Here is a 26,628-nt window from a genome sequence, read left to right as displayed (position 1 = left end):
AAATAGCCCTGTGTCTGGGAAGTGCAGCTCAACTACAGGATGCGTAACTTCCAAAATGGACAAATAAGTTGCTTTTAAGAGTTTATTGGTCCAATTCGTATTGTGACTAAATGACTATTACTGTTTTCTTATAAAAAATCTAAAGTACGAAAGGAATTAAGGGTATGTCCACACAAGATTTTGAATCTGCAAAGCAACGGGTATTCGATTTACGGTCGTTATTAGACAAATACAGCTATGAATACTATGTGAAGGATGCGCCATCTATACCTGACACGGATTACGACAAGTTGTACCACGAATTAGTAGCTTTGGAAGAAGAATTTCCGGACTTAATCAGTAATGATTCTCCTACACAACGCATTGGAGGGACAATTCTGCCTGGTTTTGAAAAAGTGGTTCATGAAGTACCTATGTTAAGTCTTGGAAATGCATTTAACGAAAGAAATCTACTTGATTTTGATCGTCGTATCAAAAAAATAACGGATCAACCATTTAGCTACATTTGTGAGCTGAAAATTGATGGTTTAGCCGTATCCTTAACGTATGAAAAAGGGAAGCTGGTTCGTGCAGCTACACGTGGAGATGGAACAGTGGGTGAGAATGTGACTCAAAATATTCGTACCATTAAGTCAGTTCCATTGCGTTTGAAGAATCCTTATTCCATTGAAGTACGCGGAGAATGTTACATGCCCAAAGATTCCTTTATTAAATTGAATCAAGAACGCGAAGAAAATGGTGAAGCGATTTTTGCAAACCCAAGGAATGCAGCAGCTGGTGGATTGCGCAATTTAGATCCAAAAGAGACAGCTAAACGAAATTTAAGTACCTTTTTATATACGATTGGCGATTTTGGTGAATTAACAGCCGTAAGCCAAGAAGACGCACTCCATCAACTAGATGAATTAGGACTTAGAACCAATCATGACCGTAGAGTGTTCCAAACCATTGAAGAAGTATGGGCGTACACTCAGGAATTTCAAGAAAAAAGAACTGCCTTGCCTTATGAAATCGATGGCATCGTGATTAAGGTAAATGAGTTTGCTGTTCAAGAAGAAGTTGGGTTTACCGTTAAAGCTCCTAGATGGGCTATTGCCTACAAGTTTCCGGCAGAAGAAGCTCATACCGTGATTCGCGATATCGAGTGGTCAGTCGGCCGAACAGGAGTCGTGACGCCAACAGCTATTATGGATCCTGTTCAATTAGCGGGTACAACGGTTCAGCGGGCTAGTCTGCACAATGAAGATTTGATCCATGAACGAGATATTCGTCTATTAGATACTGTAGTCGTTCATAAAGCAGGAGATATCATTCCAGAAGTCACTCGTGTCATTTTGGACGAACGACCGGAAGACAGCCAACCTTATGCTATTCCTACGCACTGTCCGGCTTGTAACAGTGATTTGATACATTTAGAAGAAGAAGTTGCTTTACGTTGTATGAATCCCAAATGTCCTGCTCAAATTACGGAAGGCTTATCTCATTTTGTTTCTCGAAACGCAATGAATATTGACGGTTTAGGCATTAGAGTGCTGATACAAATGTTTGAAAAAGACATGGTCCATGATGTAGCAGATCTTTATACATTAACGTTTGACCAACTTGTTACGTTAGATAAAATCAAAGAAAAATCAGCTAATAATCTACTAAATGCTATTGATGCAAGTCGCAGCAATTCATTAGAAAGACTGCTCTTTGGATTAGGCATTCGTCATGTGGGTGCAAAAGCGGCTAAATTAATTGCAGAACGTTTTGAAACAATGGAAGCTGTACAGCAAGCCGAAAAAGACATGATTATCTCAATTGAGGGTATTGGAGAAATTATCGCTGAAAGTGTCGTCGCGTATTTCAGTTTACCAGAAGTGAACGAACTGATTCAGGAATTAAAAAACAGCGAGGTCAACATGAATTATTTAGGTAAGAAAAAAGTAGAAGTCGCTACAGTTGATTCTTATTTTAATGGAAAAACGATTGTCTTAACGGGTAAATTAACACATTTTACTCGTGAAGAGGCCAAAGAACGCATTGAAAATCTTGGAGGAAATGTGACCGGGAGCGTCTCTAAGAAAACTGATTTGGTTGTTGCGGGTGAAGAAGCCGGTAGCAAGTTAACAAAAGCTGAATCATTAAATATTCTTGTCTGGGATGAAGATCAGTTGTTGGAAACATTAGAAGGAGAGGAATAAGTAAATGAACAAAAAAGCAATTGCCTTAATGGCTGCCTGTGTATTTCTTTTAAGTGCCTGCCAAACGAAAAATCCGGAAATAAAAGAAACAAAGTCTGTTGGTGAAGAAACTGAAACAACAAGCCAATTGTCAGGTGATTATTACAGTGCAATCATTACGGATGGAACTTACAAAACCAGTTTAAACAGAGGGGTAACATTAGGATTGAACTCAAATGTGAATTTAAAGGCATTTGAAACTGGGTTAATGGACTTGTCACAAAGCCATTTTTCACCAGATTCCTATTATTTTCAAGAAGGCCAATACATCAATGCTGAAACGACAAGTAAATGGTTAGCCCGTGCGAGTGAAAAGAATCCAGAAGGCTTGAATCCAGCAGACAATGGAGAAATTGAACCCAATGAACGGAATCCAATTTATTTAGACTCATTGTTGGAACAAAATTATATGGTACAAAATGGTGATGGATTTGCAGTAGGTGGGATTTCTATTGGTCTAGCAATGAATACTGTAGATTATTATACCAAAAAAGAATTTGGCGCAGAATTTGAGACGGAAATTTCGCGAGAAGAATTATTAGCAGAAGGTAAAAAAATGGCTGATAAAATCGTGCAACGTTTACGAGAAACGGAAGGTGTTGGAGATATTCCAATCGTTGTCGGGATCTTTGAACAATCCACGAAAGATAATTTAGCTGGTGGCGTGTACATTTCAGAAGCAATAAGCCAAGATGGGGCAACTACAGTACAAAATTGGGAACCTATCAATCAAAAGAAAGTGGTTTTTCCAACTAGTGGAGATGAAAGTACTGAGTTATCCAGCTTTGAAAACTTCAAATCAGAAATTGAAAATTTCTTTCCAAATTTAAGTGGTGTAACAGCTGAAGCACTTTATACAGATGACCAAATTGTGAATATGAAGGTATCGATCAACACACAATTTTATGGAGAAAGTGAAATTATTGCATTTACCCAAAATGTCGCTGAAAAAGCATCTTCTTATTTATTGCCCAATATACCAATAGAAATTACGATAAAATCAATAAACGGTACTGAAGCATTCTTATCTCGAGAAGCAGGCGAAACCGAATTTTATACCCACGTATTTGATTAGTATGTGTAGCACACCGCTTAGACTTGACAGAATTACGTTTTTTCCGAAAGTCTGGTGTGCGAAACTCAACTAAAGGATGCGGAGTATCCCGATTAGATCAGTAGAAAAATAGGGAATTCCCGCAAGAGGCTAAGGCCGCGAGGAGAATTTCATCATTTTACTAAGAGCTGGGACATGTAGGTCAACTAAACAGGATGCGGATTTTGATGCCTATACTTGACAGAAAAACAGTTAATCGTTGTTAGATGTTGCATCTTTACATCGAATTTAAGAGAGTCAGTCGAATCCTCTCCCCATGAATGAAAAAACAATAAAAACCTCCCAGAGTTTTGGGAGGTTTTTATTGTTTTAGAAAAAAGTACTACACTTGTTTTCGTGTTAGTACCTAGTTAAGCTTTTTACAGCAACTCATTCACAAAAAATGTTGTGACTTCTCTCATAGTGCTTGTCTTAACTAGATGAACTTCATCCTCGTCTCTAAAGTAAATATTTGACAATTCTTTTTGTTCTTCTGCAAAATCGGCAGCGTGTTGATAAGGTACAATTTGATCTTGTTTTCCATGCCAAATAAATAAAGGCCGGCCTTGTAGTGTTTCTGGATGTAACGACAGATCGTAATTTGGAATCCAGCTTAATAATTCATCATAGTCTTGTGGCAAGAATCGATTTAATTTACTAGCATGCTTTACAATAAGTTCTTGATAAACCTGTAATTTTGGCGAACCCATCAAACAAGCTGCTGCTTTGATTTCCGGATGATGTGTCAATAAGGCACATGTCGTTATGCCACCCATGGATGTTCCTCCAATCCCAATTACGTTATCAACAAACCCAATCTTACGGAAATAATCAATGATAAAGCCAAATTCAAATAAATTCGAGTGAATACTCTGCCAAAAGGTCAAGGAAGGAATTTTTGAAATCGACTGCTTGCGTTCTCCGTGATTCACGGCATCCGGTAATAACACTCGAAATCCTTGTTGCGCTAAATAACGGGCTTGCGTCAAATTCAATTCTTTTGACGATTGCCAGCCGTGATAATAAATAATCAACGGCAACAAATCATTTCGCTGTTTCCTTGGTACGACTTCTAGCAACGGTATGGTTCCTAGTGTTCTTTTTCGTATAGTTAATTTCACTTTATCCACCTCAAAGCTATCCTATCAAACTATTGTTCCAAAGTGAAGCGAATTTAAATGAGATTTAAGATACAGCATATAAGTGGTTTATGGTATTATAGTAAAGGAGTTTGAACTAAGATAATCTATTCAAAGAAAGCGAGTGAACAAACCGATGGCTATTACTGAAGAGGACGTAAAACACGTCGCAAAATTAGCAAAACTAGAAATTAGTGACAAAGGTATTGCCCATTTCACAGAACAAATGGATGCTATTATGCATATGGTAGAACAATTAGATGAGTTAGATACTGAAAATGTGCCCGTAATGGTTCATGGCTTGCGTACATACAATGTTATGCGTGAAGACAAATCTGTACCGGGAACAAATCGCGAATTGCTGTTTAGAAATGTTAAAGAAGAAAAAGACGGCTTAATTAAAGTTCCTGCAATAATGGACAATGGGGAGGCAGGAGCATAGTATGGATATAATAAATTACACAGTAGAAGAATTACATGAATTGCTTGTAAAAAAAGAAGTGACCGCTCAAGAAATCGTAAAAGCTGTTTTTGCTCGTATTAGCGAAACAGAAGATAAGATTGGTGCTTTTATTACGTTGACTGAAGAAGAAGCTCTTGAACAAGCTCGCAAAGTAGACGAAGAAGGTATTGATCCGAATAATGTTCTTTCAGGTATTCCAATCGGAATCAAAGATAATATCGTAACTAATGGTATACGTACAACAGCAGCTAGTAAAATTTTGGAAGACTTTGTTCCGATTTATGACGCAACTGTTACGAAAAAAGTAAAAGAAGCAAACATGATCTCAGTTGGAAAATTAAACATGGATGAATTCGCTATGGGTGGAAGTACTGAAACGTCTTATTACAAAAAAACACGTAACCCATGGAATCTAGATAAAGTTCCTGGTGGCTCTTCAGGTGGCTCGGCAGCAGCAGTAGCAGCGGGTCAAATTCCGGTTTCATTAGGTACAGATACGGGTGGATCGATTCGTCAGCCAGCAGCATTTAATGGAATCGTTGGGATGAAACCAACTTATGGCCGTGTGTCTCGTTTTGGTTTGATTGCTTTCGGATCTAGTTTGGATCAAATTGGACCATTTACACGTACAGTTAAAGACAATGCTTTAGTTTTAAATGCTATTAGCGGATATGATGCAAGTGATTCAATGAGTTATGAAGGTGAAGTTCCAGATTTTACTGATGGAATCGAATCTGGCGTTAAAGGTATGAAAATTGGTGTTCCAACTGAATACTTAAATGAAAAAGGGTTAGAAGAAGGCGTTAAGGAAGCTGTTCTTAAAGCTATCGATACTTTTAAATCATTAGGCGCTACAGTTGAAGAAGTGAGCTTGCCACATTCAAAATATGGCGTACCTGCTTACTACATTATTGCTTCTTCAGAAGCTTCTTCAAACTTACAACGGTTTGATGGTGTTCGTTATGGTTACCGTTCACCTGAAGCGAAAACACTTGATGAAGTTTATGTGAAATCACGTACTGAAGGTTTTGGGATGGAAGTAAAACGTCGTATCATGCTTGGAACATTCTCGTTGAGTTCAGGTTTTTATGATGCTCACTTTAAAAAAGCTGGACAAGCTAGAACATTGATAAGACAAGATTTTGATAATGTGTTTAAAGAATTTGATTTGATATTAGGGCCTACAACACCAACGACTGCATTTGGAATTGGCGAACAAATCGATGATCCAATTGCAATGTACCTAAGCGATATCTTAACAGTTCCTGTTAACTTAGCAGGTGTACCTGCTATCTCTATTCCATGCGGATTTTCAAATGATCTGCCAGTAGGTCTGCAATTGATTGGAAAGCATTTCGATGAAGAAACAATTTATAAAGCGGCCTATGCTTTTGAACAAGCTACTGACTTTCATAAAGAAAAACCAAATTTGTAGGAGGAGAGAATAGATATGAACTTTGAAACAGTAATTGGACTAGAAGTCCACGTAGAATTAAAAACCGACTCAAAAATGTTCTCACCTGCTCCAGCTCACTTTGGTGCGGAACCGAACACAAATACAAACGTTATTGACTGGGGTTACCCTGGGGTCTTACCCGTTATCAATAAAGGTGCTATTGAATTTGGAATGAAAGCTGCTTTATCTTTAAACTGTGTGATCTCACAAGATACCAAATTTGATCGTAAGAACTATTTTTATCCAGATAATCCAAAAGCATATCAAATCTCACAATTTGATCAACCAATCGGACATGATGGATGGATCGAAATTGAAGTTGAGGGTAAGAAAAAGAAAATCCGTATTGAACGCGTACATTTAGAAGAGGACGCTGGTAAAAATACGCATGGAACAGACGGCTATTCTTATGTTGACTTAAACCGTCAAGGAACACCGCTGATTGAAATCGTATCTGAAGCAGATATGCGTTCACCGGAAGAAGCTTATGCTTATTTAGAAGCAATCAAACAAATCATTCAATATACTGGTGTAAGTGATGTAAAAATGGAAGAAGGATCAATGCGTTGTGATGCCAATATTTCTATTCGTCCAATTGGGCAAGAAGAATTTGGAACCAAAACAGAATTGAAAAACTTGAATTCCTTTAACTTTGTTCGCCGCGGGCTAGCTTTTGAAGAAAAACGCCAAGAAAAAGTTCTTTTGTCTGGTGGAGTGATTCAACAAGAAACGAGACGTTACGATGAAGCAACTGGAGATACTGTTTTAATGCGTGTTAAAGAAGGGTCAAGTGACTACCGTTATTTCCCAGAGCCTGATCTACCAAACATCGTGATTGATGAAAAATGGATTGACCGTGTGAAAGCGACTATTCCAGAAATGCCAAAAGATCGTCGTAGTCGTTATATCAGTGAATTAGGATTACCAGAGTATGATGCAATGGTCTTAACAGCAACAAAAGAAATGTCAGATTTCTTTGAAGGTATGTTAGCAAATGGAGCAGATGCAAAACAAGCTTCAAACTGGTTAATGGGTGAAGTTTCAGCTTATTTAAACAGTGAAAAGCTAGAGTTGCATGAGACAAAATTAACTCCTGAAAACTTATCTGGTATGATCCAATTGATTTCGGATGGAACCATTAGTTCAAAAATGGCGAAAAAAGTATTCCGCGAACTAATCATGAATGGTGGAGACGCTCAAGGAGTCGTTGAAGCAAATGGTTGGGTTCAATTAAGCGATCCAGCAAAATTATTGCCAATTATCAATGACATATTAGACAATAACGCCCAATCAATTGAAGATTTTAAAAATGGAAAAGACCGTGCAGTTGGTTTCTTAGTGGGACAAATTATGAAAGCTACTAAAGGCCAAGCTAATCCAGGAGTCGTTAATAAGCTATTGATGGATGAATTAAGCAAACGCTAGAAATAAGTGTGAAAGTAAAGGAGAAGATTTATGCGTGCAAGAGTGATTTATAATCCGACATCGGGTCGTGAAATTGTAAAAAAAAATCTAGTAGAAATCTTTCAAGTTTACGAAGATGCAGGGTATGAAACAAGTGCTTATGCGACAACTCCAGAACCTAATTCTGCTCGAAACGAAGCTGAAAGAGCAGCGAAAGAGGGCTTTGATTTAATCGTGGCAGCAGGTGGGGATGGAACGATCAATGAAGTCGTAAATGGAATTGCCGGTTTGGAAAAAAGACCTAAACTGGCAATTATTCCTGCTGGAACAACGAATGATTATGCTAGAGCTTTACACATTCCAAGAAATAATCTAGTAGAAGCAGCAAAAGTAATTCATAAAGACCAATCTTTTTTCATGGATATTGGCGAAGCGGTTATGGGAGAAGACTTATCTTATTTCATTAATATTGGCGGCGGTGGTTTATTGACGGAATTAACGTATGACGTTCCATCACAACTAAAATCAATCTTTGGATACTTAGCTTATTTCGTTAAAGGAGCAGAAGTTTTGCCTCGGATGAAACCTATTCCGATGCACATTGAGTATGATGATGGCATATTTGAGGGAGAGGCAACGATGTTTTTAGTTGCTCTGACCAATTCAATTGGCGGTTTTGAACAAATTGCCCCTGATGCTTTATTAGATGATGGAAAATTCACGTTAATTATATTAAAAACTTCCAACTTAGCAGATATCATGTATTTAGTGGCGCAAGTTTTGAATGGTGGAAAACATTTAACCAATTCAAAAATTTTATACAAAAAAACAAGTAAGATTATTGCACGTCCTGGAAACTCATCTAAAATGATGATCAACTTGGATGGCGAATACGGTGGAAACGCGCCCGTTACGTTTTCTAATTTGCATCAACACATTGAAATCATTGTGTCCACGGATGATATTCAAAAGGCTGTTGATAAAAAAGATGAAGAAGCTGAGGGAGTAGAAGACGCTTTTATTAAAGAAGTTGAAGAATTAACAAACCAAGATATCAATGGTGATGGTGAAATCCACTCTTCAAAAAAAAGAAGCTTATGAGAAATAACAAGAAAACTTTGAAATAAGGTGAGTTTTCTTGTATAATTACGAGTCAGTACCCAAACTTATGATTAAGAATTGGAAGAAGCCTTTTTAGCTAATTTAAAAGGTAGATACTATAGTGTAGATTAGAATCATTAGATAAGAACGTATTTTTAATCCCATCCCGTTTAGCCGGTCGAGTCAGGAACACTCCCAGTTAAGTGGATGATAGAAAGTATCAAATATCTGGCGTACTAACTGACAATGGAGTGTGAAGAAAAGCGTATTTGGTTTTGCTTTTTAGAACACGTTCTTGAATAAAGATTTACCGACAAACATATGACACGAAATAGGGTCAACGAAGGGAGCTTTTTTTATGAAAGCAGATAAAATAGTACCAGTTAAAAAAAATGAAAAACACACCGTTAAAATTGAAGATTTAACACATGAGGGTATGGGAGTAGCAAGAATACAAGGCTATTCACTATTTATTGAAAATGCCTTACCCGGCGAACAAGTAGAAGTTAAGATTCATAAAACAGGGAAATCTTTTGGTTATGCAAAAGTATTAAACCGTTTAAACTCAAGTGAAGACCGTGTAGTGATTCAAGATGAGAATTATACACGTGTAGGCATTACGCCATTGCAACACATGAGATATCCAGCACAATTAAACTTTAAAAAACAACAAGTTAAGAACAGTATGCAACGCATCGCAAAATTACCAGAAGTACCCGTATACGACACGATTGGGATGGCTAACCCATCAGGTTACCGTAATAAAGCTCAAATACCGGTACGTAAAATCAATGATAAATTAACTACTGGTTTTTTCCGTAAAAACAGCCATGAAGTGATTCCAATGGAAAATTTTTACATTCAAGATCCTAAAATTGATGAAACGATAATTGCTGTCCGTGATATCATGCGTGAATATGGTGTTAAACCATATAACGAACATGAAAATACAGGTAACTTGCGTCACATTATTGTTCGTCGTGGATACTATACTGGCGAAATTATGATTGTATTAGTAACAAGAACCGCTAAATTGTTCCCTACAAGCAAAATCATTCCAGATATTATTGAAGCAATTCCAGAAGTTGTCAGCATTGTTCAAAATGTTAACCCTAAACACACAAATGTGATTTTAGGCGACGATGCAATTGTATTATATGGAGAAGATAAATTCAGAGATACATTATTAGGCAACACATTTGAAATTTCTCATCGTTCATTCTACCAAGTGAACCCACTTCAAACTGAAAAATTGTATCAAACAGTTTTAGACTTTGCTGAATTAACTGGCGAAGAAACCGTGATTGATGCCTACAGCGGAATTGGGACCATTACGTTAACGTTAGCTAAAAATGCTAAACATGTTTATGGAATCGAAGTAATTGAACCAGCTGTAGAAAATGCAAAAGCAAATGCTGAATTAAATAATATTGATAATGTGACATTTGAAGCAGGTGCTGCTGAAGAAGTTATGGTTAAATGGAGTGAAGAAGGCCGTACAGCTGATTTATTAGTTGTTGACCCTCCTCGTAAAGGTCTTGAAAAAGAATTTACTGATGCTGTTCTTGAAATGAAACCAACAAAAATGATTTACGTAAGTTGTAATCCAGCAACATTGGCACGTGACTTAGCTTTACTTTCAGAAGGTGGATATACAGTTAAAAAAGTTCAACCTGTAGATCTATTCCCTCAAACAACTCACGTGGAAAGTGTTACTTTACTCGTTCGTGACTAATCATTCTATATATGAAAGAGCTGTTTGAAGTTCTTTCAATAAACTCATTCTTACTTTTAAGGATCATTCCTTAAAAGTAAGAATGAGTTTTTTGTTTTGCAAATAGGAGTAAACCACTCTTCCATGAAATGATTGTTAACGTAAGAGTAGAGAGCAAAAAAGTCGTGACACATCCATGAAATAGCTCTTCATAGATGTGTGACAATAGAAAAGGATGTCACTGTTCCATCAAAGGTGGATTCATTGAGGAGTGAAATAATATAATCTCCTATTAAGAAAAGGAAGTTGCAGATAATATCCTAAAATTGGTTAACTAAATAAAATAAGATACTTACAATAAATTGAGAGGAGATTGTATAAATTAGAGGGAACGGATTGAGAATAGATAAAAAGTTGCATGATAATTCTATCTTTTAATATAAAGTAAAACAGTTAGACTTAGATAAAATCCAAGAGTCATTTCTACAAAAGGAGTACCGATTAGATTAGAGCTGTATAAATGGGTAGACTATAACCAAAGTAACAACCAACGAATAAGAAAATTAAAATGGCTATCCAGGCAATTAGGATTTTTTTTGTAAACTTATCCGTTTTATCAAAGTAATGAACTAATCGGTAATTGACTAACGTTATAGCTATACTAAGAAGTAGCCAACTTATACTAATTACCCAAAAAACTGTTAAATTATATGTTTGAGCAGAAATTATTTTTGCATAGTAGATAATACAAGGAACTATCACTAGCACTACAAAAGGAAACAAGGTAACATGTAATGGATTGAAAAATGATCTTTTCTTCATATGTATACTTCCGTTTTGAGAATCTATTTTATAAATAATCTTAACGACTTATTAATGACAAAAGTAATCCTATAATTAGTATTAAAATAAAGGTATATCTAGAAAATAAATAGGGTTTTGGTAACGGTTCTTTACTAGTTCTTAAATCGTAACTATTAATAGCGATTGCTAGCAAAAGAATAAGGGGATTTCCATTAATATCTTTAGGATAAATTATGAAACCAACAACAACAGCTAGATTGAATCCATTATGTAGAATGGATTTTCGTTTATAATTTTTCATTGTTACTTACCTTTCTTATAGTAGTGTATTAAGAAATGACTAAGTGTTTTGTTAAGTCACTTATTAATACCATTATCCTTTATTTTGTTTAAATTTTATAGAACGGATCAGTTTACAATTAGCAACTAATGGTTGCATGTACTCATTAAATAAAGAGGAGTGTGGAAATGTTGAATGAAGTAGAAGAAGTTGGAATTTGTTATAAAGAGGATCTATACACAGAACTTATGTACATAAATAAAGATGAAAAAGATTCATTGTTAGAAATTATAATGGATGAAACGATTGAAGTTTTTAAAATAGCGGACAAAAAAATTAAAAAAAGTGAGTTGGACTGTTTGATGTTTGAAGGAATGACAATTCAATTTTATGAAGAAGATGAACTAAAAAGGTAATCCATCAGAATAAATTTAAGAAAACAATCTTATGAAAAGGTTTTTTTTGATTAATTATATATCGTTGGACTATATAGTTGACATGTATAGTTAGGCGGTATATACTATGATTAATCAGTTGAACTGTATATGAAGGAGTAATGATATGAAAAGACATAAACTATTGCCACTAAGCGAAACAATGCATCTAATTTTATTATCTTTAAGAGAACCATTGCATGGGTATGCTATTATGCAAAAGATTGAAGAAATGAGTTCTGGAACAGTTAGAATAGCCGCAGGAACCTTATATGGGGCATTAGACAATTTATTGAAACAAAACTGGATAGAACCTTATCCTTCAGATGATCCTAGACGAAAAGTTTATATGATTACACCTGCTGGATTGGAAATCTTAGAAATTGAGAAAAAAAGATTAGAAAATATGATTCATTTATACTAGGAGGACTATTATGAAAAAGATGCGTATGTTTTTAGATATAGACAAAGAAACACAATGGCTAAATGAAATGGATTCAAAAGGCTGGGAATGCAGTAAAGTAAATTCTTTTGGAATTTTTTACTTTCATAAGAAGGGATTAGAGAATAACCATTATCAAATTGATTTTCAAGAATTCCATCGAAAAATTAAATTTGAAGAGTACGTAAAATTTCATGAAGATTTTGGCTGGAAATTAATTGGTGGTTCTTGGTCAAGTGGGAAATATTATTGGCAAAGTAATTCCACAAAAAATGAACGTCTTTTTTCTGATCCGTCATCGGAATTGCATTTTTACAACAGAGCTCTCAATCAATATCTATCTTTAGCCGTGCTTTTTATGGTGTTCTTTTTTATTCTTAATGGGAATTTAAATATATCTATTTTCAGATGGCGCGATGCTTTTTATACTCCTGGATTGTGGGAGATGACAGGTAGTGTATTTTGGAGTAAATTTTTATTTGAATTACCTTTTGCTTTTTTACGTTGGGGTGCACATTTGGTTATAGGAGTTTTTGTAGTATATAACTTTTTTATTAGTGTGAAAATCCAACAGAAAATTAATCAAATTAAGAAATTGTTGTAATATCATTTATTAATACTTATATAATAGTCAAATAAATTCGAGAAATAATTTCATTATCAATTCATTTATAAAGAGCTGGAAACGTTGCTATAATAAGGATGCAACTGCTGGTTGCTACCATGTAAACTAATAGGTTCTTTTAAAAGAAAGACCTTTCATAGATAATTTAGACAGTAAAATGAGTTGAGGAATTATCTATGGAGGAGTTTAAGTGAAAAAAATAAAGAAATCTCAATGGTATCACTATTTCTCTATTTTATTTTTTGGAATAGCGATTTTTGAAATATTAAACCAAAGACTTGCCTTAGGATATGCTTTAATAGCCATTGGATATTACATGCTTCGCAAATCGGATTTTGAGAAGTAAGGTTTGGCTAAAGTTACATAATAGTTATCTGAAGTATACATAAAGAAAATTGGTTATTTGATAGGGGTGTGTATTAAATGATTAACGAAGTAAGGAAAAAAGAGTTGTTAGCTATTTTATTGTGGATGGGTGTATTACTTTTTTTACTGATGATTGATGACCATTATTCACTTTTTGCTAACGCACGATCATTTATAGTTCCTTTTTGTTGGATAGGAAGTTGGACTACAAAATATTATTTGAAAAGGAAAATATTAAATAGATGACCAAAATATAAGTGTGAGACTTGGGCATATTTGTTGTAGAAGTAACTCTGAATCAATTAGAATATAAAAAGATTGCAAGAATAATTTTAAATTGAAATTAAATGTTTATACTAATTTGATAACGTTAACATTTGAATATAGGGGTGTAAAATGATTGAAGACTTTGTAGATTCTATACTATTCATTTTAAAAGTTCTTTTGGCATTAACTTTAACAACTTACACGCAGAGCCATATTCCACAATTGGATTTTTTAACAGTAAGCAACAGTTTTTATGCTTGGAGCTACTTTTTAATTCTTTATTGTGGTTACTTTTTTATTGTATCTAAAGCAATTTCATATTTTTACGATACCGATTGAGTTTATATTTAAACAAGAAAAGAGGCTGGGACAAACTCCCAGCCTCTTCTCTATATACAAATGTTTCCTCTAAAACGTGCTCCAAAAAGCAGACCCGACGTCTACTTCACGAATCAGCTCGATCGTCAATGACCATACTGTGCTGATTCGTTCCAGTAATTCAGGTCTAAATGCTTTTTATCCCACTATCATTTTTTAGTAACATTTAGAACAAAAAGTCAACCTTTGGAAAGAGCTACACTCTCACTGGCTATTTGTTGTTGTTTCGCTTCCTCAGCAGCGACTGCTAAAGCTCTTTCTTCTTTATCTTTTTCAATTTTTGTTTTTACTGTTACTAGTCTAATACTGAATGAATCATCTTTAGTAGGAAGTGCTTTAATTAGTTCAACTGCATGATTTTTGTTCATTAAAAAAGTTATGTATTCTTCTGACAGGGTTATAGTGATGACTTTTTCTGTTTCAGAATCTTCAATAATTGCGACTAACGTAATTTTCTTTTCATCTTGATTAACTAATTTAACTTCGTAAGAAAATTCTCCTTCCTTATTGTCCAAAATTTTCCCGTCAACCGTTAATTTGGCATCAGGATTAGTGGTCCCTTCAATTAAAGCAAAAACTTTGCAATTTATTTAAAAAATAAAAAAACTTTAACAGCAGTTGTTCACAAATGTTATTTAATATGCACTAATATTGGGAATGAAAAGAGGTTTATACAATAAATGTAGACCAATTAACTAAGAAGTTTAATAAATATTGGAAATTCCAAAAAAGTCATCAACGAAAGTCATGCTATTTTTAATGAAGTTTGGTATATTATTAAAAATACATATATTATTTTAGAGGAAAACTAAAAGGAGGGAAATTATGATAAAATCCTATTCGTTAAAAAATGGAGATAAAGTAGCCATAGTTAGTCTTTCGAGTGGTATTTTAGGCGAGGAATCTTGTGCGCACCAATTAGCATTAGGGAAAAAACGCTTAGAGGCATTAGGACTGGAGCCTGTATTGATGGCAAATACACTTAAAGGAGTAGAGTACTTAAGAGATCATCCTGAAAAACGAGCACAAGATTTAAAAGACGCTTTTAAAGATCCATCTATTAAGGGCATTATAGCGGCGATTGGAGGCGACGACACTTATCGATTACTGCCCTATTTATTGGAAGACGAAGAATTTATATGGAATGTACAAGAGACGCCTAAATTATTTACGGGATTTTCTGATACTACAATAAACCATTTGATGTTTTACAAATTAGGAATGGTTTCGTTTTATGGACCAAGCTTTATTACAGATATTGCTGAATTAGCGAATCATTTGTTGCCATACACAAAAGAAACTTTACAAGGTTACTTTGAAGGTCATGAACAACAAGAAATCCGTTCCAGTAATTTATGGTATGAAGAGCGCACTGATTTTTCTAAACAAGTTTTGGGACAAGATCGTATGCAGCATGATGAAATGTATGGCTATGAAGTTTTGCAAGGAACAGGAACCTTTTCTGGCCCATTGCTTGGAGGTTGCGTGGAAAGTCTCTATGATGTTTTGGTTGGAGAACGATATCCAGATGAAGCAGAGATCTGTAAAAAATATCAATTATTTCCTTCGTTAAAGGAATGGACAGGTAAGATCTTATTTTTAGAATCAAGTGAAGAAAAACCAACTCCAGATACCTTAAAGAACTATTTAAAAACATTAAAGCAAACGGGAATTTTCTCTGTCATTAGTGGAATGATAATTGGAAAACCGCAAAACGAGGTGTACTACAAAGACTACAAAGAAATCTATCTAAAAGTGATTGATGATAAAACATTGCCTATTTTATATAATGTTAATTTTGGTCATGCTTACCCTAGATGTGCTTTACCGTATGGTGTAAATGCAACAGTTGATCTCAATGAGAAAATCATCAGGTTAGATGAACCTTATTTTCAACCTTCATAAGGACGAGATAAACACCGACTAAAAAGAAAGGAATTTGTTTCATTAAGTTGTTGTAGTTGCTTCCTTAGAAGATGATATTACTTTCTTCACACATTGACAAAGAAGAGTACTGTGCCGTATTCTATAATTAGAAAACAGATAAAGTAGAAGGAGCAATCGAATGCGGTTAGATAAATTATTGTTTGAGACAGGATTCGGGTCACGCCGTACCGTTAAACGATTGATTAAAAGTAAACAAGTCCAAGTGAATGGACAATTTGCACTACTGGATAATCTTAATGTGGACCCAGAATTACAAGAAGTTAAAGTTTCTGGGGAACGTATTCATCATCAACCGCATGTCTACTACATGCTGCACAAACCAGTGGGCGTAGTGAGTGCAGTAACTGATGTGTTGAATCAAACGGTTATTGATTTAATAGAACCTTCCCAACGTGTACCTGGATTATTTCCGGTGGGACGACTAGATAAGGATACCGAGGGATTGCTTTTACTGACAAATAACGGGCAGTTAGGTTATCAGTTGCTGATCCCAAAAAAAGAAGTGATAAAGTGTTATGAAGTTGTTGTTAATGAACGAGTCACCAGTGAAGATCAAGATGCATTTGCTTCCGGAATTGTCTTTGATGGAGGAGTTAAATGCAAACCAGCAAAGTTGACCATTCTTAGCCAAAGTGATGCCGAAAGTAAAGTGTTATTGGAGATTAGCGAAGGGAAATTTCATCAAGTTAAGAAAATGTTCTTATCGGTTGGGAAAAAAGTCATTTATCTTAAACGGCTTTCGATGGGTCCGTTGCAGCTCGACAAAACATTGCCATTAGGTTCTTACCGAGCGTTGCATTCAGAAGAACTAGCGGCATTAAAACCTTATTTCAAATAATTTCTAATCGGTACTAGTCAAATGAGCTCACATATCAGATGCCATTTGACTAGTAAATCCATTTTATTAGTCAAACGCGCCTGGATTTCATTTGTCATTTGACTAGTAGAGCTATTTTATTAATCAAATGAGTCTGAATTTCAGTAGTAGTTTAACTAGTACAAACTTAATATCAGAAAATATGTGCTTAAAGGAGACCCAACATGATTGTTTTAGGTATGAAAGTTTCTTTTTTGATCTACCATTCGTATTCTTTAAAAGATAAACGCAGCGTGATAAAAAGTATTATCAAAAAGACACAAAATAAGTTTAATGTTAGCATTTCTGAAGTCGAAGCTTATGATACAATCAACCAAGGCGTCTTAGGAATTGCTGTGGTAAGTAATAATCGAATCGTCTGTCAGCAAACGTTGGATCAAGTGATTCAAGAGATTGAAGACAATGGAGAAGTTGAAATTCATTCGATCGAACGAGAAGAACTATAAAAAAAGAGACAGCGGAGTTGAAATCTCCACTGTCTCTTTTTTTAATCTTCTTCCATAGTAAATGGTGTTTCAGCTCGTACATTTAAATACTCATCTCGGAAAGGATGATCTGATTCACTTTGCCAAGGCTTAACATGTCCACTATAGTGAATCAACGCTGGTTCATTGCGTGCCTCAGTATATTCTTGGTTCCCAATTTTTGTAGGATGTTTTTGTTCTTTCGTAATAATGTAAGCTTGTGCATTCCAACGTGGATGAAGGACTAACCAGCGATCATGTAAGATAGCATTCAATGCATCTTGATCATGAAATCTTAACTCATCTGAATTGTCAGTAGCAAATTTTAAAACTTGCTCTGATATTTTTTCAGCACGCCATTTTTCGATATCAATAATCATCATGCCAGAATTAAAATACGTATTGGATTCTGCATCAATTTCCATAGCGTCTAAACGTTCATGGAAACCAGCATCTTCAACAGCAGCTAATAAGTTATCACCTAAATCAACATTCCAGATATTTTCAATATCTTCTTTAGCAATAATGTCACAGTCTAGATAAATTGCTCGTTTGATATCTGTATGTTTCAAATAATTCGGTATTGCAATTCTAAAATAAGCCGTTTTAGGAATACGGTCACTCTCTACCATATCTTCGAATGTCAATGTATCAATTTGCAAATAGCTAATTGAGGCATTGTATTCGTTGACCATGCGGTTTAAAGCATCTTTAGAGGTTAGTGAAATATGATCATCAATAACGTAAAAGTTGACTCTGGTTTCATCTTTTTTAGTTTTTAAAATAGATAAAAATAACGTAGCTAAATGTGGAACGAATCCGTCATCTGTAGCTGAAACGATTGTAATATCTGAATCAATCATAATATTTCTTCTCCTTTTGAGCACTGAACGACTTACATGCGTTCCATTTTATGTGCTAGTTGATGTATAACAAGTGACTTAATCATAATCGTTTATTATTAAAGAATCAAACAAAACGCCTATCTTATAGCAAATAGTGTTGAAAAAGAAGACGAGTGTTTGGATAATAATAATGCTTACGAGTATACTGATGGTGAATAGAACCCAGTCAAATAAGAGCGTACACCAAATTACATATAAGGGAGGTGTGGAAAATGACTGTTGGAGTGAAGGCAATTTTTGTTAATCTACCTGTTAAGGATCTAACAAAATCAATGGAATTTTTTAAAGCACTTGGATTTAAATTTAATGAGCAGTTTACAGATAATAATGGAGCAAATATGGTAATCTCTGATTCGATTTTTGTGATGTTGCTAACGGAAGATTTTTTTACAAGTTTTACCCACCAAGAAATCACAAATACGTCAAAAGAAAATGAAGTGATTATTGCTTTACAAGTGGAATCAAAGGATGCAGTTGATAAACTCGTAAATACGGCAATTGAAAATGGAGCGGAAGATAAAACTACTGCTTTGAGTGAAGAAGAAGAGGCTATAATGTTTTACCGTCGCTTTCAAGACTTAGATGGACATCTATGGGAGATCATGTATATGGATATGAATGCAATGGACATTTAAATGATAAGAAGGTGAGACATGAGAAGATAAGTTTTCTCATGTCTTTCTGGCTAATTTACGAATCAGATAAAATGCGGTAGAATGAAAGTAACGGATAGTAAAATATCGGAGTTTAAATAAAATGAGAGAAATACATAATAGAACGCTGATCAAAGGAATACCAGATTATAAATTGGAAAATAGTTTGATGGCTTATAAAACAAGTCAATTGCTTCAAATTAGTTTCAGTGATTGATCCAGCTGTGCTAAAAGAATTGATACAAGACAGCGTGAAATATGTAATAGAAACTTACCCAGAAACAAAATAACGTTAAACGTAAAGATAAGGTGAGATGAAATTGACAAAATTAATTATTGACACCACTATTGACCGTAACTTAGAAATGGAAAAGAAGTATGATTTCGAAGTCATTCCGCTTAGCATAATACTAGATGATCAATCGTATCTGGATGGCGAAGAAATCACAGTGGATGCTGTGTATGAGGCAATGCGGTCTGGAAATGTCCCAAAGACTTCTCAAATTTCTTATGAGTCTCTGACAAAAGTATTGGATAAAGGGATTCAGGAAAGTGAAGATATGATTTATCTTTCCTTTTCATCAAAAATGTCTGGAACGTATCAGTTTGCGCATCAGATTATGGAAGAATATAAAGAAAAACACCCAGAACGAAAAATGGCCTTAATTGATTCAAGAGGAGGTGCAGGAGGTGGAGCACTCATTGCACTTCAAGCGCTGAAAATGATCGAAGCTAGAAAACCATTTGATGAGATTGTTAGTCAAATAGAATGGAATATTGACCATGTTTTATACAAATTTACGTTAAGAGACTTGAATTGGTTGGTTAAAGGTGGCCGCGTAAATAAAACTACAGGATACGTAGGAACAGCGTTAAATATTAAACCGTACTTGATAGTTGACGATGGATTTATCAAAATGCACAAACTAGTTCGTGGGGAGAAAAAAATCTACAAAAAATTAATTGAAGATGTTAAGAATGGTTTAGGGACCTTTACGGATCAGACCATTGGCATCAGCCATGGCGATGATGAAGAAACAGCTAGAGCGATTGAGGCGAAGTTAAAAGAAGAATTGCCTAACTGTCAAACTCAGGTATTTCGAATTGGTGCGGTACTAGGTTCTCATATAGGAATTGGAGGAATCGGCGTCTTTTACTTTGATGAACGCCCAGAATGGTATCAAAACTAAAAAAACGAGTCAAGACTATACGTCTCGACTCGTTTTTTTTGCATACTTTATCAATAATGGCACACTAATTTTTTTCATGGACGAGTGAACAAAATATTGAGTTCAACTTGTCAATAAGCGTTCGTTTTACAGCCTTACTTATTAAAAAATAGCCTTTTTGATAGGTGAAATCAGGCGAGCTTTGATTTTTAGGAAGCAAATAAGACAAAAAGAGGGCGGCACAACTGTCGCCCTCTTTTAATGAGATCCATTAAATTGTTAAAGCGGATGCTGAGTCGTTTTAAACTGACTCTTTAAAAATATAAATGTTACAATAAAAGCTAATGCTTCAGCAATTGGGACAGCGGTATAAATACCGTAAAGACCAAAAATAGAAGATAAAAGAAGAACTAAAGGAATCAAAAAGATAATTTGACGAGCTAAGTTTAAAAAGCTTGCCAGTTGAACTTTTCCGACTGCTTGAAAATAACTTGCCCATACGATTTGGATACCTACAAGTGGAAAGGCTACTGTCCAGATGCGGATTGCTTCTACTCCTAATGAAACAACAGCTGGTTCCTGGTTGAATAATGTAATAACGAAGTCAGGGAAAAATTGGAAAACTAAGAAACCTGTGGTGCTGATAATTCCGCCAATAATACTACCTATTTTCAACGCTTGTTTGACGCGATCGGTTCGATCTGCTCCAGTATTGTAACTGATAATGGGTTGTAGACCTTGAACCAATCCAGAGACCATCATAATAATAATAGTTGTTGCACTAGTTATGATACCAGCAACTGAAATAGCAATGTCGCCTCCATAAGTAACTAAACTAGCGTTGATGACGATATTTAGCACGCTATTTGCAATCTGCAATAAGAAGGCCGGTATACCGGTCGTTAAGATTTCTTTCACATAAATAATTTTCAATTTCATATTTTGGAAAATCAATCGATTATTTGCTTTAGGACCCAAGAAGTAGGCTAATTGCCAGGCCATTGAAAGAAATTGGCCACCAATTGTAGCATAAGCTGCTCCTTTCATACCCCAACCTAGTTGAACGATGAAAATATAATCAAACACGATATTGAATCCAGCACCGATCATCATACTGATCATCGAGTTGCGAGGATTGCCATCGGCTCTCGAAAAGTTGTTTAAAGCCATAGCTACACTCTGGAACACAGCTCCATATAAGATAATGCTCAGATAATCTTTGGCATATGGAAGGACATCTTTACTAGCACCAAGCAAACGTAAGATGGGCTCAATAAAAATATTTCCTAAAATCATAAACAATAATCCGGCAAGAATTGCTAGAGTCACTCCGTTTCCTAAAAAGAACTTAGCCTTTTCGGTTTCTTTTCTTCCTAAGCTAATAGAAAAACGAGTCGATCCTCCGACACCTACCATTAAAGCAAATGCCAGTAATACTAATGTTACAGGATAAGTAATTGAAACAGCAGCCAATCCCAAAGACCCTAATAGTGGATCGTTACCAATGAAAATTCGATCCACAACGTTATAAATAGCATTGACCAACATTCCGATAATTGCCGGTATCGAAAATTCTGCTAATAGTTTTGGTATAGATTCTGTTTCAAGCCGATTTTTTTTGATAATCTTACACCTTCTTTATTTTATTTCTGTAGATACTCTTAAAAATATAACAATGATTGTATTTTTAGTCAATGAGTTAAATAGGTTAAAGACTGATAGAATAAGATTTAAACCATAGGTGTGTAAAATAAGTGAAATAGATAATGCGTATTATTTTCTTTAAAAAATTACATCCGCTATACTAATAAATGTAAAGAAAACATTAAAGAAAAGGAGATGTAAAATATGAACAATGTAACAGAAACAGTCAACTCAGGATTAAATTCATTTTTAGATTTTCTTCCGACGTTGTTAGGCGCAATCTTATTATTAATACTAGCTTGGTTTGTAGCTACACTCGTTAAAAAAGCTGTCCAAAAAGGATTGAAAGCAGCCGGATTTGGTCGACTATTAACAAAATGGGGTGTAACAAACTCACAGGAACAGGCAGACACTACAATCGATTCTCTAGCACAAGTACTTTATTTCTTAATTTGGCTATTGTTCTTACCGGGTATTTTAAGTATGTTAGGATTAGATGCAGTTGCTCAACCAATTTCAAATATGTTTGATAGTGCATTAAACTTCTTGCCAAACTTACTTGCTGCAGCAGTAATTGTAGCAGTTGGAGTATTTGTAGCTCGTTTTGTTAAAAATCTTGTTTACAACTTAGCTCTAACTCTAAATGTGGATAAATGGATTTCGAAATTTACAAATCCTGGTTCAGATGCTGATGCAACTCCTAGTACTAGTCCAAAGAATACAATGGCTAAAGTATTAGGAAACCTTGCATATATTGTAGTTTTAATCCCAATCATCACAATTGCTTTAGAAACATTGAATATTCAATCTATCTCACGTCCAATCGTAGGTGTGTTGGATCAAGTATTAGCTGCTATTCCAAATATCATTGTAGCTGTAATTCTTTTAGCTGTAGGTATTGCAATTGCTAAATTTGTAGGTAATTTGTTATCAGATTTACTTTCAAGTTCTGGTGTCAACAATTTAGCTAAATACGTTAAATTTTCAGGAAATATGAATTTTGATTTAGCTAAAATTATTGGACAAACAGTTACTGTTGTTATTAGCGTATTCTTCGTAGTTGAAGCTTTAAATGTTTTAAACTTAGAAGTTCTAAATGCTATTGGTGCAGCAGTGATCGCTTACTTACCGCTTGTCCTTAGCGCTTTAATTATTTTAGGAATCGGTGTTGTAGGTGGAACTGCATTAGGTGGATTCATTTCAAAATCTACTGGCAATAAGTTTGCTGGTGAAATTTTGAAATACATCCTAATCATTTTATCCGTATTTATGGCTTTAAACCAATTACAATTTGCTACAAGCATTGTTAACTTGGCCTTCATCTTTATCTTAGGAGCTTTGTCAGTTGCTTTTGCAGTTGCATTTGGTATTGGTGGACGCGATTTTGCTAAAAGTCAATTAGCAAAATTAGATAAAAAGATGGAAAAAGAAAATAACTCAACAGATGATCAAGGTCCAACTTTATAAAATAGTGGAATAAAAAAGCGAACTTCTACTAGTAGAGGTTCGCTTTTTTACTGTGTAAACGAATCATTTATTCAATAAGTTATATAGGTAGAAACCGTTAATCAATTTTAATTACAGTAAATCTTGTGGTACAATTAAAGATAGGTAGTGAAGTAGGTACTTGCATGGGTGGTTGATGAAAGCAAAAAATAAGTTCAGCTTAGATAAATAGGTATTTGAACATTCAAAAAGAAGGGTTTAATTCAATGTATTCGTCTTTTTGTTTTCTTCAGCAACCCTCATTAGGTAAAGACATCATGACCAAAGTTAGAAAGGATGTGCCATTTAGTTGAATATACTTACAGAAAAGTTCAAAGAAGTTTTACTTTCAGTATTACCGATCGTTGTGATTGTTTTAATACTGAATTTTACCATAGCACCACTTGAGACTAGCTTATTGTTGCGCTTTTTATTGGGTGCTTTGTTTGTGGTTATTGGGTTAGCTATTTTCTTATTAGGAACAGATATAGGAATCACACCTATTGGAACAAATTTAGGAAAAGGAGTTGCCAAGAGCAATAAAGTTTGGGTCGTCGTTATCGCTGGACTTGTGCTGGGTTTCTTTATTTCAATCGCTGAACCTGATTTGCATATTTTAGCTAATCAAATTGCAGATGTTACTGGAGGCGTTATCGACAATATGAGTATATTGATATATGTTTCTATTGGGATCGCAGTCATGATGACCATTGGTTTATTGCGAATTGTATTTAATATTCCGTTGTATAAGTTATTGACTGGAATTTATTTTGTTATTTTTTTACTGGCACTATTTACATCAAATGAATTCCTAGCAATGGCGTTTGATGCTTCGGGAGCTACAACAGGCGCATTAACAGTGCCCTTCATGCTGGCGTTAGCATTAGGTGTATCTAACTTGAAAAAAAATGGGAAAGCTTCTGAAAAGGATAGTTTTGGTTTAGTAGCCATTTCTTCTTCAGGAGCCATTATAGCAGTTATGCTAATGAATATTATTGGCGGACAAGATGAAATTTCAGGCAGTTTAGCTGTAGATTTATCAGGATCTAAATCAGTGATTGAGCCATTTATTCATCATTTTCCTACTATTACAAAAGAAATATTAATTGCTTTAGTACCTATTGTTAGTATTTTTTTAATTTACCAAGTCTTTTTCTTGAAATTATCAAAGAAAAAATTAATGAGAATACTAAAAGGAATTATTTACGTTTTTGTTGGTTTAGTTATCTTCTTAGTTGGAGTAAATGCTGGTTTCATGGAAGTTGGAAGTGTGGTAGGATATACTGTAGCTGCATTAGACAACAGCATTTTTGTGTTAATTGTAGCCTTTGTATTAGGAATTGTAACCATATTGGCTGAACCGGCTGTATATGTTTTAACGCATCAAATTGAAGATGTCACAAATGGTTATGTTAGAAGGAAAGTAGTTTTAACAGCACTATCCATTGGTGTCGGATTAGCGGTTCTTTTATCAATGATTCGTATTTTAATTCCAGAATTACAATTATGGCATTTCATTTTACCAGGATATATTTTGGCTATTGGATTAATGTATGTTACGCCCAAAATGTTTGTTGGGATGGCATTCGATGCTGGTGGAGTAGCTTCAGGACCTATGACAGCAACCTTTATTTTAGCATTTGTACAAGGAGCAGCTGAATCAATTGAAGGAGCGAATGTCTTATTAGATGGATTTGGGATGATTGCAATGGTAGCTATGATGCCAATCATTACGTTAGAAATACTTGGTATATTGTTTAAAATCAAATCTCGTAAGGGAGGAATCCAATCGAATGAGTAACACGATTATTGAAGGTATGGATTATGATTTGTTGTTTTTAGTAGTGAATAGCGGGACGGGTAGTAAGGCTCTGCAAATTGCTAAGAAGAATGGCGTATCAGGAGGAACAGTTTTTCGAGCTTTAGGTACAGCATCTAACTCAGCATTGAAATTTTTTGGCCTAGCAGATGTCAAAAAAGAAGTTTTAATTATGGCTGCACGCAAAGAAACGGCAGAAGCAGCATTAGATGCTTTAACAGAAAAATTGCAACTGAAAAAAAGAAATAGAGGAATTGCGTTTACAATTCCTATTGCGAATTTATTAGGAAACCGAAATTGCGTCTATAAAACAGATGCTCACGGCAGAAAGGTTGAGGATATTATGCATCAAGCTATTTTTACAATTGTAGATCGTGGTCAAGCAGAAGAAGTAATCGATGCTGCTGTTGCAGCTGGATCTCAAGGAGGAACAGTTATCAATGCTCGTGGTTCCGGAAGCCACGAAACTAGCCGACTTTTCTCAATGGATATTGAGCCAGAAAAAGAAGTTGTGATGATCCTAACAGAACAACATACCACAGATGCCGTGGTCGCATCCATCAGCAATGCATTAAAAATCGAACAACCAGGAAACGGCGTACTCTTCACTATGGACGTAACCAACACAAGAGGCCTATTCTAAGGATGCAAAGAGTCACATTTAGTTCTTTAGAAAAATATTGGAAACACAAAGAAGATGCTTTATCTTCTTTGTGTTTTTTTATTGATAGTAGATTATTCAATACATATACAAATTTAACTATCAGGCTATTTATCTTATGATGTGTTTTAAAATTAGTTCATCAAAAGGAAAATAGCCATTAGATAGCCAAAGGATAAATAAATTTTTGTGAGTGTATCGTTTTATCGAAGTAAGTTGCGATAGTCTGCACTTCTTCCAAATCGGACCGGATTTGACAGTGAGAAGAGAAGCTACTATTATATCGAACTTGGAATCTCATTTGAGTATGCATAATAATCTTTAATTCGATTAACTCAAAAATGATTGCCATCTGAGTTGAAGTAACGAGCCTTAGTTCGATTAACTCAGAAGCGATTTTCATTTGAGTTGAAGTAACGAGCCTTAGTTCGATTAACTCAGAAACGATTTTCATTTGAGTTGAAGTAACGAGCCTTAGTTCGATTAACTCAGAAATGATTGCCATCTGAGTTGAAGTAACGAGCCTTAGTTCGATTAACTCAGAAACGATTTTCATTTGAGTTGAAGAAACAAACCGTAATTCGATCAACTCAGAAGCGATTTCTATCTAAGTAGACACAGTAAACATTAATTTAGCTAACCTAAATTAGAAAGCTATTTTAAATATTATTTTTCAATATAAAAGGTAAGTAAATTGAAATTAAGGATTATCTAGGTTAAGATAGTGAATAGATACTGAATATTATTACGGAAAAATGGTTTAATTTGTAATAAATAGTGTTTATTAATCAAAAGAATAAAACATACAATTTC

Annotated in this window: 24 protein-coding genes; 19 read left to right on the top strand and 5 right to left on the bottom strand. The window is 34.8% G+C overall.

Annotated elements, in window-relative coordinates:
- Positions 1 to 164: 164 nt before the first annotated feature.
- Together ligA and ACKI3H_RS03790 are read left to right on the top strand one after the other, a co-directional pair.
- A complete protein-coding gene (ligA, locus tag ACKI3H_RS03795; RefSeq protein WP_407370953.1) occupies positions 165 to 2,186 on the top strand; it encodes an NAD-dependent DNA ligase LigA in 2,022 nt (673 codons plus the stop codon).
- A gap of 4 nt (positions 2,187 to 2,190) precedes the next feature.
- Entirely contained in the window at positions 2,191 to 3,300 is a 1,110-nt protein-coding gene (locus tag ACKI3H_RS03790) for a CamS family sex pheromone protein (RefSeq protein ID WP_407370952.1), read from the top strand.
- A 398-nt stretch (positions 3,301 to 3,698) separates the two neighbouring features.
- Here the strand turns inward: ACKI3H_RS03790 and ACKI3H_RS03785 are convergent, their stop codons facing one another.
- Positions 3,699 to 4,439, bottom strand: a complete 741-nt coding sequence (locus ACKI3H_RS03785) for an alpha/beta fold hydrolase (protein WP_407370951.1) — start codon at positions 4,437 to 4,439, stop codon at positions 3,699 to 3,701.
- Positions 4,440 to 4,593: 154 nt separating this feature from the next.
- Between ACKI3H_RS03785 and gatC the strand changes: the two genes are divergently transcribed.
- The 9 genes from gatC to ACKI3H_RS03740 all read left to right on the top strand — a co-directional run bounded on the left by gatC (position 4,594) and on the right by ACKI3H_RS03740 (position 13,526).
- A complete protein-coding gene (gene gatC / locus ACKI3H_RS03780) occupies positions 4,594 to 4,899 on the top strand; it encodes an Asp-tRNA(Asn)/Glu-tRNA(Gln) amidotransferase subunit GatC (protein ID WP_407370950.1) in 306 nt (101 codons plus the stop codon).
- A 1-nt stretch (position 4,900) separates the two neighbouring features.
- Entirely contained in the window at positions 4,901 to 6,355 is a 1,455-nt protein-coding gene (gatA, locus tag ACKI3H_RS03775) for an Asp-tRNA(Asn)/Glu-tRNA(Gln) amidotransferase subunit GatA (RefSeq protein ID WP_407370949.1), read from the top strand.
- Positions 6,356 to 6,370: 15 nt separating this feature from the next.
- Complete coding sequence (gene gatB, locus ACKI3H_RS03770) at positions 6,371 to 7,801, top strand: Asp-tRNA(Asn)/Glu-tRNA(Gln) amidotransferase subunit GatB (RefSeq protein ID WP_407370948.1); 1,431 nt, start codon at positions 6,371 to 6,373, stop codon at positions 7,799 to 7,801.
- 30 nt (positions 7,802 to 7,831) lie between these two features.
- Positions 7,832 to 8,881, top strand: a complete 1,050-nt coding sequence (locus ACKI3H_RS03765; protein ID WP_407370947.1) for a diacylglycerol kinase — start codon at positions 7,832 to 7,834, stop codon at positions 8,879 to 8,881.
- A gap of 358 nt (positions 8,882 to 9,239) precedes the next feature.
- Positions 9,240 to 10,616 carry a 23S rRNA (uracil(1939)-C(5))-methyltransferase RlmD gene (gene rlmD, locus ACKI3H_RS03760; RefSeq protein WP_407370946.1) on the top strand — a complete coding sequence of 459 codons (1,377 nt, stop codon included), beginning with the start codon at positions 9,240 to 9,242 and terminating at the stop codon, positions 10,614 to 10,616.
- 1,251 nt (positions 10,617 to 11,867) lie between these two features.
- Entirely contained in the window at positions 11,868 to 12,095 is a 228-nt protein-coding gene (locus ACKI3H_RS03755; protein WP_407370945.1) for a hypothetical protein, read from the top strand.
- Between the two features lie 145 nt (positions 12,096 to 12,240).
- Positions 12,241 to 12,537 carry a PadR family transcriptional regulator gene (locus tag ACKI3H_RS03750; RefSeq protein ID WP_407370944.1) on the top strand — a complete coding sequence of 99 codons (297 nt, stop codon included), beginning with the start codon at positions 12,241 to 12,243 and terminating at the stop codon, positions 12,535 to 12,537.
- Between the two features lie 10 nt (positions 12,538 to 12,547).
- Entirely contained in the window at positions 12,548 to 13,159 is a 612-nt protein-coding gene (locus tag ACKI3H_RS03745) for a DUF2812 domain-containing protein (protein ID WP_407370943.1), read from the top strand.
- 211 nt (positions 13,160 to 13,370) lie between these two features.
- Positions 13,371 to 13,526, top strand: a complete 156-nt coding sequence (locus tag ACKI3H_RS03740; protein WP_407370942.1) for a hypothetical protein — start codon at positions 13,371 to 13,373, stop codon at positions 13,524 to 13,526.
- A gap of 844 nt (positions 13,527 to 14,370) precedes the next feature.
- Here ACKI3H_RS03740 and ACKI3H_RS03735 read toward each other — a convergent pair.
- A complete protein-coding gene (locus ACKI3H_RS03735) occupies positions 14,371 to 14,706 on the bottom strand; it encodes a hypothetical protein (protein ID WP_407370941.1) in 336 nt (111 codons plus the stop codon).
- 310 nt (positions 14,707 to 15,016) lie between these two features.
- On the opposite strand from ACKI3H_RS03735, the gene ACKI3H_RS03730 reads away from it, so the two are divergent.
- The 3 genes from ACKI3H_RS03730 (at position 15,017) to ACKI3H_RS03720 (ending at position 17,461) form a co-directional block, all read left to right on the top strand.
- Complete coding sequence (locus ACKI3H_RS03730) at positions 15,017 to 16,096, top strand: S66 peptidase family protein (protein ID WP_407370940.1); 1,080 nt, start codon at positions 15,017 to 15,019, stop codon at positions 16,094 to 16,096.
- Positions 16,097 to 16,256: 160 nt separating this feature from the next.
- The gene (locus ACKI3H_RS03725; RefSeq protein ID WP_407370939.1) at positions 16,257 to 16,976 is read left to right on the top strand and encodes a pseudouridine synthase; all 720 of its coding nucleotides are present in this window, start codon (positions 16,257 to 16,259) and stop codon (positions 16,974 to 16,976) included.
- Positions 16,977 to 17,179: 203 nt separating this feature from the next.
- Positions 17,180 to 17,461, top strand: coding sequence for a DUF503 domain-containing protein (locus ACKI3H_RS03720; RefSeq protein ID WP_013711211.1), 282 nt, complete (start codon positions 17,180 to 17,182; stop codon positions 17,459 to 17,461).
- 41 nt (positions 17,462 to 17,502) lie between these two features.
- On the opposite strand, the gene ACKI3H_RS03715 is transcribed toward ACKI3H_RS03720, so the two are convergent.
- Positions 17,503 to 18,342, bottom strand: coding sequence for a glycosyltransferase family 8 protein (locus tag ACKI3H_RS03715; protein ID WP_407370938.1), 840 nt, complete (start codon positions 18,340 to 18,342; stop codon positions 17,503 to 17,505).
- A gap of 254 nt (positions 18,343 to 18,596) precedes the next feature.
- Between ACKI3H_RS03715 and ACKI3H_RS03710 the strand changes: the two genes are divergently transcribed.
- Both ACKI3H_RS03710 and ACKI3H_RS03705 read left to right on the top strand, forming a co-directional pair.
- Positions 18,597 to 19,019 carry a VOC family protein gene (locus ACKI3H_RS03710; protein ID WP_407370937.1) on the top strand — a complete coding sequence of 141 codons (423 nt, stop codon included), beginning with the start codon at positions 18,597 to 18,599 and terminating at the stop codon, positions 19,017 to 19,019.
- A 332-nt stretch (positions 19,020 to 19,351) separates the two neighbouring features.
- Positions 19,352 to 20,227, top strand: coding sequence for a DegV family protein (locus ACKI3H_RS03705; RefSeq protein WP_407370936.1), 876 nt, complete (start codon positions 19,352 to 19,354; stop codon positions 20,225 to 20,227).
- Positions 20,228 to 20,485: 258 nt separating this feature from the next.
- On the opposite strand, the gene ACKI3H_RS03700 is transcribed toward ACKI3H_RS03705, so the two are convergent.
- Positions 20,486 to 21,799, bottom strand: a complete 1,314-nt coding sequence (locus tag ACKI3H_RS03700; protein ID WP_407371373.1) for an MATE family efflux transporter — start codon at positions 21,797 to 21,799, stop codon at positions 20,486 to 20,488.
- Positions 21,800 to 22,054: 255 nt separating this feature from the next.
- Here ACKI3H_RS03700 and ACKI3H_RS03695 point away from each other — a divergent pair, with 255 nt between their 5' ends.
- From ACKI3H_RS03695 to ACKI3H_RS03685, 3 genes are all read left to right on the top strand, one after another.
- Entirely contained in the window at positions 22,055 to 23,317 is a 1,263-nt protein-coding gene (locus tag ACKI3H_RS03695) for a mechanosensitive ion channel (protein ID WP_407370935.1), read from the top strand.
- A 328-nt stretch (positions 23,318 to 23,645) separates the two neighbouring features.
- Entirely contained in the window at positions 23,646 to 25,136 is a 1,491-nt protein-coding gene (locus ACKI3H_RS03690; RefSeq protein WP_407370934.1) for a DUF1538 domain-containing protein, read from the top strand.
- A complete protein-coding gene (locus ACKI3H_RS03685; RefSeq protein ID WP_301426653.1) occupies positions 25,129 to 25,797 on the top strand; it encodes a P-II family nitrogen regulator in 669 nt (222 codons plus the stop codon). The genes ACKI3H_RS03690 and ACKI3H_RS03685 overlap by 8 nt, the downstream gene beginning before the upstream one ends.
- Positions 25,798 to 25,975: 178 nt before the next feature.
- Here ACKI3H_RS03685 and ACKI3H_RS03680 read toward each other — a convergent pair whose 3' ends face one another.
- On the bottom strand, positions 25,976 to 26,404 hold the full coding sequence (locus ACKI3H_RS03680; RefSeq protein ID WP_407370933.1) for a hypothetical protein: 429 nt from the start codon (positions 26,402 to 26,404) through the stop codon (positions 25,976 to 25,978).
- Positions 26,405 to 26,628: the final 224 nt, after the last annotated feature.

This window comes from Carnobacterium sp., assembly GCF_045617425.1.
GTDB lineage: Bacteria > Bacillota > Bacilli > Lactobacillales > Carnobacteriaceae > Carnobacterium_B.
The sequence above is the reverse complement of the archived record's forward strand: the minus strand, read 5'-3'. Positions and strand labels throughout refer to the sequence as shown.

What these genes read in the sequence shown, in the direction of transcription:
- ACKI3H_RS03720 (WP_013711211.1), top strand. Translation starts at nt 17,180, where the DNA reads ATGATTGTTTTAGGTATGAAAGTTTCTTTTTTGATCTACCATTCGTAT.
- ACKI3H_RS03725 (WP_407370939.1), top strand. Translation starts at nt 16,257, where the DNA reads ATGCGGTTAGATAAATTATTGTTTGAGACAGGATTCGGGTCACGCCGT.
- rlmD (WP_407370946.1), top strand. Translation starts at nt 9,240, where the DNA reads ATGAAAGCAGATAAAATAGTACCAGTTAAAAAAAATGAAAAACACACC.
- ACKI3H_RS03745 (WP_407370943.1), top strand. Translation starts at nt 12,548, where the DNA reads ATGAAAAAGATGCGTATGTTTTTAGATATAGACAAAGAAACACAATGG.
- ACKI3H_RS03695 (WP_407370935.1), top strand. Translation starts at nt 22,055, where the DNA reads ATGAACAATGTAACAGAAACAGTCAACTCAGGATTAAATTCATTTTTA.
- ACKI3H_RS03750 (WP_407370944.1), top strand. Translation starts at nt 12,241, where the DNA reads ATGAAAAGACATAAACTATTGCCACTAAGCGAAACAATGCATCTAATT.
- gatC (WP_407370950.1), top strand. Translation starts at nt 4,594, where the DNA reads ATGGCTATTACTGAAGAGGACGTAAAACACGTCGCAAAATTAGCAAAA.
- ACKI3H_RS03685 (WP_301426653.1), top strand. Translation starts at nt 25,129, where the DNA reads ATGAGTAACACGATTATTGAAGGTATGGATTATGATTTGTTGTTTTTA.
- ACKI3H_RS03710 (WP_407370937.1), top strand. Translation starts at nt 18,597, where the DNA reads ATGACTGTTGGAGTGAAGGCAATTTTTGTTAATCTACCTGTTAAGGAT.
- ACKI3H_RS03790 (WP_407370952.1), top strand. Translation starts at nt 2,191, where the DNA reads ATGAACAAAAAAGCAATTGCCTTAATGGCTGCCTGTGTATTTCTTTTA.
- ligA (WP_407370953.1), top strand. Translation starts at nt 165, where the DNA reads ATGTCCACACAAGATTTTGAATCTGCAAAGCAACGGGTATTCGATTTA.
- ACKI3H_RS03755 (WP_407370945.1), top strand. Translation starts at nt 11,868, where the DNA reads ATGTTGAATGAAGTAGAAGAAGTTGGAATTTGTTATAAAGAGGATCTA.
- ACKI3H_RS03705 (WP_407370936.1), top strand. Translation starts at nt 19,352, where the DNA reads ATGAAATTGACAAAATTAATTATTGACACCACTATTGACCGTAACTTA.
- ACKI3H_RS03715 (WP_407370938.1), bottom strand. Translation starts at nt 18,342, where the DNA reads ATGATTGATTCAGATATTACAATCGTTTCAGCTACAGATGACGGATTC.
- gatB (WP_407370948.1), top strand. Translation starts at nt 6,371, where the DNA reads ATGAACTTTGAAACAGTAATTGGACTAGAAGTCCACGTAGAATTAAAA.
- ACKI3H_RS03730 (WP_407370940.1), top strand. Translation starts at nt 15,017, where the DNA reads ATGATAAAATCCTATTCGTTAAAAAATGGAGATAAAGTAGCCATAGTT.
- ACKI3H_RS03765 (WP_407370947.1), top strand. Translation starts at nt 7,832, where the DNA reads ATGCGTGCAAGAGTGATTTATAATCCGACATCGGGTCGTGAAATTGTA.
- gatA (WP_407370949.1), top strand. Translation starts at nt 4,901, where the DNA reads ATGGATATAATAAATTACACAGTAGAAGAATTACATGAATTGCTTGTA.